At 41.0% G+C, this 13,545-nt stretch carries 7 protein-coding genes, 1 tRNA gene and 3 rRNA genes; 3 read left to right on the top strand and 8 right to left on the bottom strand.

Annotation, left to right across the window (positions count from 1 at the left end; genetic code table 11):
* Positions 1-20 precede the first annotated feature (20 nt).
* The 4 genes from AC4CVH_RS15910 to AC4CVH_RS15895 form a co-directional block, all read right to left on the bottom strand.
* A 16S ribosomal RNA gene (locus AC4CVH_RS15910) occupies positions 21-1,531 on the bottom strand.
* 363 nt (positions 1,532-1,894) lie between these two features.
* Positions 1,895-2,983, bottom strand: a complete 1,089-nt coding sequence (locus AC4CVH_RS15905; protein WP_490788705.1) for a GntR family transcriptional regulator — start codon at positions 2,981-2,983, stop codon at positions 1,895-1,897.
* A gap of 129 nt (positions 2,984-3,112) precedes the next feature.
* On the bottom strand, positions 3,113-4,480 hold the full coding sequence (locus AC4CVH_RS15900) for a sugar porter family MFS transporter (protein WP_490788704.1): 1,368 nt from the start codon (positions 4,478-4,480) through the stop codon (positions 3,113-3,115).
* A 41-nt stretch (positions 4,481-4,521) separates the two neighbouring features.
* Complete coding sequence (locus AC4CVH_RS15895; protein ID WP_490788703.1) at positions 4,522-6,126, bottom strand: xylulokinase; 1,605 nt, start codon at positions 6,124-6,126, stop codon at positions 4,522-4,524.
* Positions 6,127-6,483: 357 nt separating this feature from the next.
* On the opposite strand from AC4CVH_RS15895, the gene araD reads away from it, so the two are divergent.
* Genes araD through AC4CVH_RS15880 form a run of 3 tightly spaced genes read left to right on the top strand, consistent with a single transcriptional unit; the run spans position 6,484 to position 9,733 of the window.
* The gene (gene araD, locus AC4CVH_RS15890) at positions 6,484-7,182 is read left to right on the top strand and encodes an L-ribulose-5-phosphate 4-epimerase (protein ID WP_490788702.1); all 699 of its coding nucleotides are present in this window, start codon (positions 6,484-6,486) and stop codon (positions 7,180-7,182) included.
* Positions 7,183-7,203: 21 nt separating this feature from the next.
* The gene (araA, locus tag AC4CVH_RS15885; RefSeq protein ID WP_490788701.1) at positions 7,204-8,670 is read left to right on the top strand and encodes an L-arabinose isomerase; all 1,467 of its coding nucleotides are present in this window, start codon (positions 7,204-7,206) and stop codon (positions 8,668-8,670) included.
* 28 nt (positions 8,671-8,698) lie between these two features.
* Positions 8,699-9,733, top strand: a complete 1,035-nt coding sequence (locus AC4CVH_RS15880; RefSeq protein ID WP_490788700.1) for an aldose epimerase family protein — start codon at positions 8,699-8,701, stop codon at positions 9,731-9,733.
* Between the two features lie 37 nt (positions 9,734-9,770).
* On the opposite strand, the gene AC4CVH_RS15875 is transcribed toward AC4CVH_RS15880, so the two are convergent.
* The 4 genes from AC4CVH_RS15875 to AC4CVH_RS15860 all read right to left on the bottom strand — a co-directional run.
* Positions 9,771-10,514, bottom strand: coding sequence for a peptidylprolyl isomerase (locus tag AC4CVH_RS15875; protein WP_490788699.1), 744 nt, complete (start codon positions 10,512-10,514; stop codon positions 9,771-9,773).
* A gap of 65 nt (positions 10,515-10,579) precedes the next feature.
* A tRNA-Phe gene (locus AC4CVH_RS15870) sits at positions 10,580-10,655 on the bottom strand.
* 10 nt (positions 10,656-10,665) lie between these two features.
* Positions 10,666-10,782: ribosomal RNA gene (rrf, locus tag AC4CVH_RS15865) — 5S ribosomal RNA — on the bottom strand.
* Positions 10,783-10,844: 62 nt separating this feature from the next.
* Positions 10,845-13,545 (bottom strand): 23S ribosomal RNA (locus AC4CVH_RS15860); the annotation flags it as partial.

The raw sequence follows: 13,545 nt of genomic DNA, 5'->3' as shown, positions 1-13,545 counted from the left end.
TCCATCCCTGTTCTCCCTAGAAAGGAGGTGATCCAGCCGCAGGTTCTCCTACGGCTACCTTGTTACGACTTCACCCCAATCACTAACCCCACCTTCGGCCGCGTCCTCTTACGTTAGACTGCGGACTTCGGGTGTTGCCAGCTCTCATGGTGTGACGGGCGGTGTGTACAAGGCCCGGGAACGTATTCACCGCGACATTCTGATTCGCGATTACTAGCAACTCCAACTTCATGCAGGCGGGTTTCAGCCTGCAATCCGAACTGAGGGCAGTTTTCTAGTTTGGCTCCACCTCGCGGTTTCGCATCTCTCTGTTCTGCCCATTGTAGCACGTGTGTCGCCCTGGACATAAGGGGCATGATGATTTGACGTCATCCCCACCTTCCTCCGCGTTAACCGCGGCAGTCTCGTTAGAGTGCTCATCTTTACATGTTAGCAACTAACAACAAGGGTTGCGCTCGTTGCAGGACTTAACCTAACATCTCACGACACGAGCTGACGACAACCATGCACCACCTGTCTCCCTGCCCCGAAGGGCTTCGCCTGTCTCCAGGCTATGCAGGGGATGTCAAGTCCAGGTAAGGTTCTTCGCGTTGCTTCGAATTAAACCACATGCTCCGCTGCTTGTGCGGGCCCCCGTCAATTCCTTTGAGTTTTAATCTTGCGATCGTACTTCCCAGGCGGAGTACTTAATGTGTTAACTGCGGCACAGAAGGGGTCGATACCTCCTACACCTAGTACTCATCGTTTACGGCGTGGACTACCAGGGTATCTAATCCTGTTTGCTACCCACGCTTTCGTGCCTCAGCGTCAGTTACAGTCCAGAGAATCGCCTTCGCCACTGGTGTTCTTCCTAATCTCTACGCATTTCACCGCTACACTAGGAATTCCATTCTCCTCTCCTGCACTCCAGATGTCCAGTTTGAAATGCAGCCCCCGGGTTAAGCCCGGGTATTTCACATCTCACTTAAACATCCGCCTACGCACCCTTTACGCCCAGTAAATCCGGACAACGCTCGCCACCTACGTATTACCGCGGCTGCTGGCACGTAGTTAGCCGTGGCTTCCTCCTCTGGTACCGTCATTATCTTCCCAGAAGACAGAGCTTTACGATCCGAAAACCTTCATCACTCACGCGGCGTTGCTGCATCAGGCTTTCGCCCATTGTGCAATATTCCCCACTGCTGCCTCCCGTAGGAGTCTGGACCGTCTCTCAGTTCCAATGTGGCCGATCACCCTCTCAGGTCGGCTACGCATCGCTGCCTTGGTAGGCCTTTACCCCACCAACTAGCTAATGCGCCGCGGGTCCATCTCAAAGCGGATTTCTCCTTTCATCCCGGATCCATGTGAATCCAGGTCTTATGCGGTATTAATCTCCCTTTCGGGAGGCTATCCCCCTCTTTGAGGCAGGTTACCCACGTGTTACTCACCCGTCCGCCGCTAGATTGTCCCCGAAGGGACTCTCTCGCTCGACTTGCATGTGTTAGGCACGCCGCCAGCGTTCGTCCTGAGCCAGGATCAAACTCTCATATTAAAAGTTCTTTCTGCTCATTACTGTTTATTTCAAAAGAATTGCTGGTTTGTTTCTTCAAGTTTCTGCTTGCTTTTTACTCTGTTTAATTTTCAAGGATCATTCCCGCCGTCTCCTCCGAGACAGCTTTTAAAGTATATCATCCTGTCCAGCCTTTGTCAACATTTTTTTGCATCTTTTTCACAGTGCATCAAACTGTTTCTTTTCTGTTCCTCAACCGGACAACGAATGTTATTATATCACAGCTTGTACATCTGCCTAATACTATATCAGCCATATTTTGCATTTATCCCTATATATCTATTTTTTTCTTCATATATCTGTATGTTTTGCATGTAGATACACTAGGTGATGTTTATATAGTGATTATCCTACTTTAACCGTGGAATCACGTGCTACAAGCTGTGGTTCGTATAATATAGAGTCATTTTTATCAAACTTATTTTTATTTTCTATGAGCTTTATAATTAGTTCTGCTGCATCTGATCCCATCCTTTCTTTTGGATGAGTAATGGTAGTCAACTTTGGATTGATCAGTCTTGCAATTTGAGAATCATCAAATCCTATCACCGATATATCTTCTGGAATCCTCAAGTTTAAGCGGTGCGCTATGTTAACAACCATAAATGCTATTTCATCATTGTAGCAGAAAACTCCCATAGGATATTTTTCAGAACTTATAACACTTTTAATCTTGTATGGAAGAACAGTATCTGTCTCTTCAGACAAAAATGTTATTATATGCTCCTGCTTAAGAAAAATATTCTTCTCCTGACACTCGGATATAAATCCATTCATTCTATGTACTCCCTGAAGATCGTCAACTTTAAATATTCCAATTATATTTCTATGCCCGAGATCCCAAAAGTATTGTGCGGCCATTTTTCCTCCCTTGAAATCATCAACACATAAACTTGGCACTTCAATTTGTGGATATGATGCATTTATCATAACAAGAGGGATTTTCCTCTCTATTATATTACTCAAATATCCCATATTTGGATTCTGATATGAACTTTTTGTCGGTTCCATTATAAGTCCATCTATTTTATGAGCAAGGAGGTTGTTTAAATTTCTTGTCTCAATCATAATATTGTTTTTAGTAGATGACATTAAAAGAGAATACGACCTGTCATAAAGAGAATTTTCTATGCCTTGTATTATATTGGGGAATATATAATTTGAGATATATGTTGTAAGTACTCCTACATTTTTATTTTTCTTTAGGTAAGATTCATTTTCCTTGAAATCAGATACATATATACCGCTCCCCTGTATTCTATACAAATAATTCTCGGAGGAAAGATCACTTAACGCTCTCCTTATGGTATGTCTGCTTACATTGAACATTTTCATCATCTCCGACTCTGTTGGAATCTTCTGATGAGGTTTATACTTTCCTTGAATTGCCCAATCTATAATATTTTGTTTTACAACTTCATATTTATGTTTCATAATTTCTCCTATGATATGTATTATCCTTAATGTACTATATTATAACAAAGTATAACCAATATAAAAAGAAAAATGCAAACGCCAAATCTATCCGATCCAGCATTTGCATCCAACTTCTGCAAAATATTTTTATTTCATTATACCTGCAACTTTACCAACAGAACGATCATAAAGATATTTCTCAATTTCCTCCAGTGACTTACCCTTTGTTTCATACAAAACAAATTTTGCAAAGAAAAATCCTATAATACAGATTGCGGCAAAGCCGAAGAAAATTATTGATAGTCCAACGGTTTCAAGAAGCACTGGAAAGAACAGTGCAACAAGTATATTTCCAAACCAATTTACAGTAGATGCAATTCCTGTTGCAATTCCTCGGACACTGCTCGGAAATAATTCTCCAACTACAATCCAAGTAACTGCCGCCCACGAATATGCGTAAAAAACAACATATAAACATATGAACAAAAATACAACCCACATTGCCCATACATGATTTGATTGTGCATAAGGATACACAAGTCCAACTATGAGAAGTGACAATCCCATTCCAATAGATCCTGTCATAAACAAACTTCTTCGTTTAAACTTGTCTACAATGGTAAGTGTTATAGCTGTTGCAACAACGAATACAAAACCAATTCCTACAGTACTGATAACTCCACCTATTGAGGAACCAAAAACCTTTGCAAGAATTTGTGATGAATAATAAAATATTGTATTAGCACCTTGTATTTGCTGTAACAACGTCAATCCACATCCTGCAATCACAGAAGGCAAAGCCATCTTGGAAAACAAATCCTTGAACTTTCCTGAACCTATATGATTTGCTTTGACAATATCATCGTATTCCTTTTCAGCTTCTTCCTTGGAACGAAGCATATCAAGTACCTGTCTTGCAGATTCTTTTTTACCTATTCTGACAAGAAATCTTGGTGATTCTGGCAGTATAAATGTCCCAAGTAAAAGAACCACAGCCGGAACCGCAGCACCGCCAAGCATAAACCTCCATCCTTCAAACATATTCACAAATGCGTAATTTATTCCATATGCAATAAGCATTCCAATTGTTATCATAAGCTGGTTTAATCCAGACAGCTTTCCTCTCGTTTCAGCAGGACTAATCTCTCCCATATACATTGGAACAAGAGCAGATGCTCCTCCAACAGCAACTCCTAGAATAATACGTGCAATAATTAAAAAAGTTGTACTTTTTGAAAATCCTGAACCAATGGCACCAATAATAAACACAATAGCACTCCACATAATCATCTTACGTCTTCCAAAACGATCCGCAAGAGATGCCATAAGTGATGCCCCAATCATGGCCCCTGCAAACAAGCCTGACGTAATAAATCCCTCCAGCCACGGGTTTATACCCCATGTTGCTTTAATTCCCGGCAACGCGCCGTTGATTATTCCAATGTCATATCCAAACATAAATCCACCAAAAGATCCAAAGAAATAAACCAATTTTGGAGATATCTTTTTTTTCATCCTAAATTTCCTCCCCACTCATTATATTAATTACATAATTATCAATTCATATATTTTACAGCTGCTTTTTCAATCGGAATTCCTTTCTTATACACTTCTATAAAATGTTCAAATCCCTCTACATCCTTTTTATCAGGCTTTATCTCATCCGCTACATATCCAGCAAACACCCTCTTAGATAAAAACTCCGATAAAGTAATATCCTTCTTCTTTTCAATCATATACCTGGCTAAAAGTGCAATCCCCCAGGCTCCACCTTCCCCTGCTGTGTCCATAACAGAGACCGGCGTATTTACTGCCGCTGCAACTATAGATTGCCCAACTATAGGAGTTTTAAACAATCCTCCATGTCCAAGCAATCTGTCAAGTTTAACAGATTCATCTTTTAAAAGAATATCCATGCCAATTTTCAAAGCACCGAGTGATGTAAAAAGATGTGCTCTCATAAGGTTGGCAAGATTAAACTTACTCTTTGGAGTACGAACTACCATAGGCCTTCCTTCTGAAACTCCAGTTATATTTTCACCTGAAAAATAATTATAGGCAAGAACACCTCCACAATCCGAATCTCCTTGAAATGCCTGGCTATACAGGGCCATGTAAAGTAATTTTTTTTCAATTTTGACATTTATAGCTTCAGTAAACTCCTTGAATATGTTAACCCATGAATCTATATCTGAATATCCATTGTTTGCATGAACCATGCCCACCAAATCTCCTGAAGGAGTGGTTACAACATCAATTTCCGGATGTATTTTTTTAAATGGCTTTTCAAGTACCACCATTGCAAATATAGATGTTCCTGCCGAAACATTTCCAGTTCGAGGTGCTACTGAATTTGTGGCAACCATTCCCGTACCTGCATCGCCTTCCGGTGGACAAAGTGGTATTCCACTTTCAAGATTTCCACTTATATCAAGTTTTTTAGCCCCTTCAGGAGTTAAAACACCTGCGTCTTCCCCTGCAAGCAAAATTTCCGGCAAAAAATTTTCCACTTTTATATCATACTTTTTAACCTCTGGCAAATTATTAAATTTATCAATCATATCCTTGTTGTACTTACCTGTTTCCATATCAATCGGAAACATTCCCGATGCATCTCCTGCACCCAGAACTTTTTTTCCTGTAAGCTTCCAATGTACATACCCAGACAACGTAGTCAGGAAATCAATTTTTGGAACATGCGCTTCCTTGTTAAGAATTGCCTGATACAAATGGGCTATGCTCCACCTCTCCGGAATATTAAAACGAAATAATTCCGTAAGCTTTTTTGAAGCCTCGCCCGTCATGGTATTACGCCAGGTTCTAAACGGTACAAGAATACTTCCTTCTTTATCAAATGCCATATATCCATGCATCATTGCAGAAAATCCAATGGAACCTATTTTTGAAAGTATAATTCCATATTTTTGTTTTACATCAGCAAAAAGTTTTTGATAACTGTACTGCAATCCTTTCCATATGTCTTCCAAAGAATATGTCCAAATTCCATCTTTCAAGTCAGTTTCCCACTCAAAATTTCCACTAGCCAAAGTCGAAAAATCTTCACCGATGAGCACAGCTTTAATTCTTGTGGAACCAAATTCTATCCCAAGGGATGTCCTACCGTTTTGAATTTGTTCTATTATTTCCTTTCTTTTATCCAATAGAAAAATCTCCTCTCAAAGCAATAGTAAACGCTTTCGTTTTCTTGATATAAATATACTACTTATGTACGTACATGTCAATAAAATTATAAATAAAAGTACGTACTTATTTTTTCATGTAGTTAGTTTAAAATAAATACATTGTAAGATTAATTCACTAATAACTATAAGTTATTTCGATATTTACTATATATTGTCTATTCAAGCACTAAATCATACAACATTTTTTAAATTCATCCTAATAAATTTAAAAAATGTATTGACATTTATACTAATAAATATTATATTTGTGTAAAGGATTACTAAATATAAGACATTCTATAAGCACAAAATACTATTGAAAGGATGATTGATTCCATGTTAGAAGATCTAAAACAAAGGGTACTCGAAGCCAATTTGATGCTTCCAAAATATCATATGGTAACATTTACCTGGGGGAACGTCAGCGGCATTGACAGGAATAAAAATCTTGTAGTTATTAAGCCAAGTGGAGTTGAATACGACAAAATGAAATCATCAGATATGGTTGTAGTAGATCTTGACGGCAATGTCATCGAAGGTGACTTGAACCCTTCCAGCGATACAGCCACTCACCTTGTACTATATAAACAATTCTCCGATATACTGGGAATTGTTCACACACATTCTCCTTGGGCTGTTTGCTTTGCGCAAGCCGGCATGTCAATACCAGCTGCCGGTACAACACATGCCGATTATTTCTATGGTGACATACCTGTAACACGAAAAATGAAAAACACTGAAATTGAAAATTCATACGAAAAACAAACTGGAGATGTAATTGTTGAAACCTTCAAACAAAATAGCATATCTCCAAACGAAGTACCAGGCGTTCTTGTAAATGATCATGGTCCATTTGCCTGGGGAGACAGCCCTGAAAATGCCGTACACAATGCTGTTGTTCTCGAGGAGGTTGCAAACATGACTTATCATTCACTGCAGCTAAATCCTTATAACATCAAAATGGATCAAGCCTTACTAGACAAACATTTCAAACGCAAACACGGTAAAAATGCTTATTATGGTCAAAAAAAATAAATATATGAGAGGATGAATAATATGTTAAAAAATAAAGAAATGGAATTCTGGTTCGTAGTAGGAAGTCAATATCTATATGGCGAAGATGCCCTATCCCAAGTAAAAAAAGACTCAGTTGAAATTGTGGAAAACCTAAACAAAAGCGGAAATTTGCCTTACAAAATTGTTTTCAAATCCCTTGCGACTTCTTCAGATCAAATCAAACAAATAATGAAAGATGTAAATTACAATGACAACGTTGCTGGAGTTATAACCTGGATGCATACATTTTCGCCTGCAAAAATGTGGATAGCTGGAACAAAAATACTTCAAAAACCACTTCTTCATTTTGCTACTCAATTTAATGAACACATACCTTGGAAAACCATCGATATGGATTACATGAATCTACATCAAAGCGCACACGGAGACAGAGAGTACGGCTTTATAAATGCAAGGCTCAATAAACACAACAAAGTAATCTTTGGATATTGGAAAAAGCCCGAAATTCAAAAAGAAATTGCAGACTGGATGAATGTTGCTGCAGGATTACTTATGAGTCAGGATATAAAAGTAGCCCGTTTTGGAGACAATATGCGTAATGTAGCTGTCACAGAAGGTGATAAAATTGAAGCTCAAATTCAATTTGGATGGACGGTTGACTATTTCGGAATTGGCGATCTGGTTGCAGAAATGGACAAGGTTTCACAGGAGGACATTTCAAAAACCTATGAAGAATTTAAAACTATGTATATTATGGAGCCTGGAGAGAATGATCCAGCCTTCTATAAAAAGCAGGTAGAAGAACAAATAAAAATAGAAATTGCCCTGCGACGTTTTCTAGAGGCAGGAAATTATACAGCCTTCACTACAAACTTTGAAGACTTGTATGGCATGAAACAGCTCCCCGGCCTTGCTGTTCAGCGTTTAAATGCTGAAGGATATGGTTTTGCAGGAGAAGGAGATTGGAAAACAGCTGCTCTCAGCAGACTTATTAAAATCATGACAAGCAATACTAAAACAGGGTTTATGGAAGATTACACTTATGAACTTGAGGCTGGAAATGAAAAAATCATGGGAGCTCATATGCTCGAAGTTGATCCTACTTTCGCTTCAGACAAGCCTAAAGTGGTTGTAAAACCTCTCGGAATTGGTGGACGTGAAGATCCTGCCCGTTTAATTTTCAATGGTTCTTCCGGCAAAGGTGTAGCTATAACAATGTGTGATCTCGGAACACATTATCGCCTCCTTATAAATGAAATAACAGCTGTCGATGCAGATGAAGATTCTCCTAATCTACCAGTGGCAAAAATGCTTTGGAAACCAGAACCAAATTTCAGTGACGGAGTTAAATCATGGATTTATGCAGGCGGCGGACATCATACTGTAGTTACTCTCTCCTTATCCGTAGAACAAGTATATGACTGGAGCAGGATGGTCAATCTTGAATCCATAATAATTGATCACAATACAAAATTACATGACATAATGAAAGAAACCACAAGGTAAAATCTACAAATCGGGGGGAGCATTCCGAATGATAGAAAAAAGTATTTTTGGCAGCTATGGAGAAGATACGATATACAAATATACCATGAAAAATAAAAACAATATAAAGGTTTCATGTATGTCCTATGGAGCTTCTCTTATAGAATTCACTGCTCCGGATAAGTTCAAGAATTCATCAAACATTATCCTGAGTTTTGATAATCTCAAAGACTATATAGATGATAACTCCATGTTTCTTGGAAATTCAATCGGTCCTGTAGGAGGACGTATTGGAAATGGTGCTTTTAAAATAGGGGATATTACTTATACCCTTCCTAAAAATGAAGGAAAAAATACTCTTCACGGCGGAAATCATGGATTTAACACCCTTGTTTGGAACTGCCGCACAATAGAAGATTCAAACTCAAGCAGTTTAATTTTCACAAAAACAATTACTGAAAAAGATGATGGTTTTCCTGGAAATCGTAACGTAAAAATTTCTTATACCCTAAACAATAATAATGACCTTACCATAAGGTTAAAATGCAAAAGCAGTGAAGACACTATCTTCAATCCAACAATCCACACTTATTTTAATTTGAATAATGATATAGATAAATTGTTGTCTGGACATTATCTTAAGATAAACTCAAAATATTTTGTGGAATTGGACAAAAATTTGATTCCCACTGGAACACTTAAGTCTACAGATAAAAGCATAATGGATTTCAAGGAACCTCAAAACATGGAAAACGTGCTTCAAACTCTAAAACAAAAACTAAACAGAGATGGTCTTGATGATCCTTTCAAGATAAATGGCAGTTGTGCTGCAACTCTTGTAAACTATAACAATGGAAGATGTATCGACATAGAATCGGACCGAAATGGGTTGATCGTATATACACTTAATTCAATTGAAAAACCTGTAAAAGTGCACGGAAAGGACGCCTGCTGCCATATGGGCATTGCACTGGAACCTCAAACCCTGCCCGATGCAATCAATCACAAGGAATTCGGTGATATACTGCTTTCAAAAAACGCTCAAAAATCTTACAGCATAAAATACCATTTTAAATTGCTCTAAAAAAAATTCACCCTGCTTTCTGGCAGGGTGAATTTTTTTATTTTATATCAACTTTATACTTCTTCCTGAGTTCATCATTGAATTTTGAATACTGATATGCCTGTCTCTCCTGAAGCAGCCCACTTCTTATAGAATCCTTAACCTGTTCATAAGAAGCTATAGAAGATTCAATCTTCTTTTCCACCAATATTAAGTGGTAACCAAATTGTGTTTTTACCGGCTGACTCACAACTCCTTCTTTCATAGAAAAGGCAACGGCTTCAAATTCAGGTACCATCTGTCCTCTTGAAAATTCTCCAAGATCGCCGCCTTGAGCTTTGGATGGACATGATGAATACTTAACTGCAGCGTCTCCAAAAGGCATGCCATTTTCGATTTCTTCAGAAATCTTCTTTGCTTTTTCTTCTGAATCTACCAATATGTGTTTTGCCCTTACTTTCTCCGGTAACTTATACATATTCCTGTTCGCGTTATAATATTCTGAAATTTCTTCATCTGTTACTACAGCATTTTTCATAACTTTTGATATTGCTACCTGAGTTAGTATTTCCTTCTTTGCAGATTCCAAAGTCTTCAAATACTCTTCATCTTTTTCAAATTCCATGTCTTTTGCATAATTATAGGCAAGTTCGAAGAATATCATCTCATCTAAAAGATGTTTTTTTCCCTCTTCTGTATTAATCTGTGCCCGTCTGTCCTCAGGGAATCTTTTCATTGCATTTTCAATATCACTATATTTTATTTCTTTCCCATTTACAACTGCTGCTATCTTATCTTCCATATGCAGTATTTCTCCTTTAATTAATTATATTTAAAAGAACTCTAGAAAATATAATCTAGAGTTCTTGGTGGCCAGACCAGGAATCGAACCAGGGACACGAGGATTTTCAGTCCTCTGCTCTACCGACTGAGCTATCTGGCCATAAAACTTTACCTGGCGGTTACCTATCCTCCCACAAGGCCTCCCCTGCAGTACTTTCGGCACTATGAAGCTTAACCTGCCTGTTCGGAATGGGAAAGGGTGTTGCCTTCACGTCATTGCCGCCAGATTATGTAGTTTTCAAGGGATCATTCTATTCCCTGAAAATTGCACAGCAGTATCATAATTTATTTGGTCAAGCCCTCGACCTATTAGTATCAGTCAGCTTAACATGTCACCATGCTTACACCTCTGACCTATCAACCTCGTGTTCTTCAAGGGGTCTTACCAGCTTACGCTGTGGGAAATCTAATCTTGAGGTGGGCTTCACACTTAGATGCTTTCAGCGTTTATCCCTTCCCGACATAGCTACCCAGCTGTGCTCCTGGCGGAGCAACTGGTGCACCAGAGGTCAGTCCATCCCGGTCCTCTCGTACTAAGGACAGCTCCTCTCAAATTTCCTGCGCCCGCGACGGATAGGGACCGAACTGTCTCACGACGTTCTGAACCCAGCTCGCGTGCCGCTTTAATGGGCGAACAGCCCAACCCTTGGGACCTACTTCAGCCCCAGGATGCGACGAGCCGACATCGAGGTGCCAAACCTCCCCGTCGATGTGGACTCTTGGGGGAGATCAGCCTGTTATCCCCGAGGTAGCTTTTATCCGTTGAGCGATGGCCCTCCCACGAGGTACCACCGGATCACTAAGCCCGACTTTCGTCCCTGCTCCACCTGTATGTGTCGCAGTCAGGCTCCCTTATGCCTTTGCGCTCTTCGAAGGATTTCCGACCCTTCTGAGGGAACCTTTGGGCGCCTCCGTTACTCTTTTGGAGGCGACCGCCCCAGTCAAACTGCCTGCCTAACAATGTCCCGTGACCAGGTGATGGCCGCCGGTTAGAATTCCAGTACTGTCAGGGTGGTATCCCAAGGATGGCTCCGCCAAGGCTAGCGCCCTGGTTTCCATGCCTCCCACCTATCCTGTACAGACAATACCGAAACTCAATGCTAAACTGCAGTAAAGCTCTACGGGGTCTTTCCGTCCAATCGCGGGTAGCAAGCATCTTCACTTGCACTACAATTTCGCCGGATTTGTTGTCGAGACAGTGCTCAAATCATTACGCCATTCGTGCGGGTCGGAACTTACCCGACAAGGAATTTCGCTACCTTAGGACCGTTATAGTTACGGCCGCCGTTTACTGGGGCTTAAGTTCATACCTTCGCCTTGCGGCTTAGTATTCCCCTTAACCTTCCAGCACCGGGCAGGCGTCAGCCCCTATACTTCAGCTTTCGCTTTAGCAGAGACCTGTGTTTTTGATAAACAGTTGCTTGAGCCTATTCTCTGCGGCCCCTTTCGGGGCACTCCTTATCCCTAAGTTACGGAGTTAATTTGCCTAGTTCCTTAACAACAATTCTTCCGATGGTCTTAGGATTCTCTCCTCACCTACCTGTGTCGGTTTGCGGTACGGGCGCAGCCCTGCTCCATAGAGACTTTTCTTGGCAGCGTGAAATCGGATACTTCTCCAAAATTGGATCCCTGTAACACCCCAGCATTGATAGAGCGGATTTTCCAGCTCTACCTGCCTCAGTGCTTAGACACACATCCAACAGTGTGCACATCCTATCCTTCTGCGTCATCCCATCTGTCAAACGCATGACTGCGGTATCGGAATATCAACCGATTGTCCATCGCCTACGCCTTTCGGCCTCGGCTTAGGTCCCGACTAACCCTGGGCGGACGAACCTTCCCCAGGAAACCTTAGGTCTTCGACCAATAAGATTCTCACTTATTTCTCGCTACTTATGCCAGCATACTCTCTCCTGTACAGTCCACAACTCCTTCCGGTGCTGCTTCAATCCGTACAGGATGCTCCTCTACCACCCTTTCGGGTCCATAGCTTCGGTGGTAAGTTTTAGCCCCGGACATTTTCGGCGCAGGACCTCTTGACTAGTGAGCTGTTACGCACTCTTTAAATGAGTGGCTGCTTCTGAGCCAACATCCTAGTTGTCTTAGAAATCCCACATCCTTTTCCACTTAACTTACACTTTGGGACCTTAGCTGATGATCTGGGCTGTTTCCCTTTTGACTACGGACCTTATCATTCGCAGTCTGACTGCCGTGATTCAAGTATATGGCATTCGGAGTTTGATAGGGTTCGGTAACTGTTGTCAGCCCCTATCCCATTCAGTGCTCTACCTCCACTACTCATTCACGACGCTAGCCCTAAAGCTATTTCGAGGAGAACCAGCTATCTCCGAGTTCGATTGGAATTTCTCCGCTATCCACAGCTCATCCCATGGTTTTTCAACACCAACGTGGTTCGGTCCTCCACGGAATTTTACTTCCGCTTCAACCTGGCCATGGATAGGTCACTCGGTTTCGGGTCTACAGCATGCAACTTCCCGCCCTATTAAGACTCGGTTTCCCTCCGGCTCCGCACCTTAAGTGCTTAACCTTGCTGCATACCGTAACTCGCTGGCTCGTTCTACAAAAAGCACATCGTCGCACGTTAAAGTGCTTCGATCGGTTGTGGACACACGGTTTCAGGTTCTATTTCACTCCCCTTCCGGGGTTCTTTTCACCTTTCCCTCACGGTACTGCTTCACTATCGGTCACCAGGTAGTATTTAGCCTTAGGAGGTGGTCCTCCCTCATTCCCACAAGGTTTCTCGTGTCTCGTGGTACTCTGGTACGGACTCGGATTTTTCGGCTTTCGCCTACAGGGCTTTTACCTTCTTTGGCGGAGCCTTCCAGCTCTCTTCAACTTTCCTATTATCCGGTTATGTCCGCCCGAACCCCAGGAACAAGTTCCTGGTTTGGGCTCTTTCCCTTTCGCTCGCCGCTACTTAGAAAATCGATTTTTCTTTCTCTTCCTCCGGGTACTTAGATGTTTCAGTT

It is taken from the genome of Clostridium pabulibutyricum, from assembly GCF_058242705.1.
This window is presented reverse-complemented; position numbering and strand designations above follow the sequence as displayed.

What these genes read in the sequence shown, in the direction of transcription:
- AC4CVH_RS15905 (WP_490788705.1), bottom strand. Translation starts at nt 2,983, where the DNA reads ATGAAACATAAATATGAAGTTGTAAAACAAAATATTATAGATTGGGCA.
- AC4CVH_RS15900 (WP_490788704.1), bottom strand. Translation starts at nt 4,480, where the DNA reads ATGAAAAAAAAGATATCTCCAAAATTGGTTTATTTCTTTGGATCTTTT.
- araD (WP_490788702.1), top strand. Translation starts at nt 6,484, where the DNA reads ATGTTAGAAGATCTAAAACAAAGGGTACTCGAAGCCAATTTGATGCTT.
- araA (WP_490788701.1), top strand. Translation starts at nt 7,204, where the DNA reads ATGTTAAAAAATAAAGAAATGGAATTCTGGTTCGTAGTAGGAAGTCAA.
- AC4CVH_RS15880 (WP_490788700.1), top strand. Translation starts at nt 8,699, where the DNA reads ATGATAGAAAAAAGTATTTTTGGCAGCTATGGAGAAGATACGATATAC.
- AC4CVH_RS15875 (WP_490788699.1), bottom strand. Translation starts at nt 10,514, where the DNA reads ATGGAAGATAAGATAGCAGCAGTTGTAAATGGGAAAGAAATAAAATAT.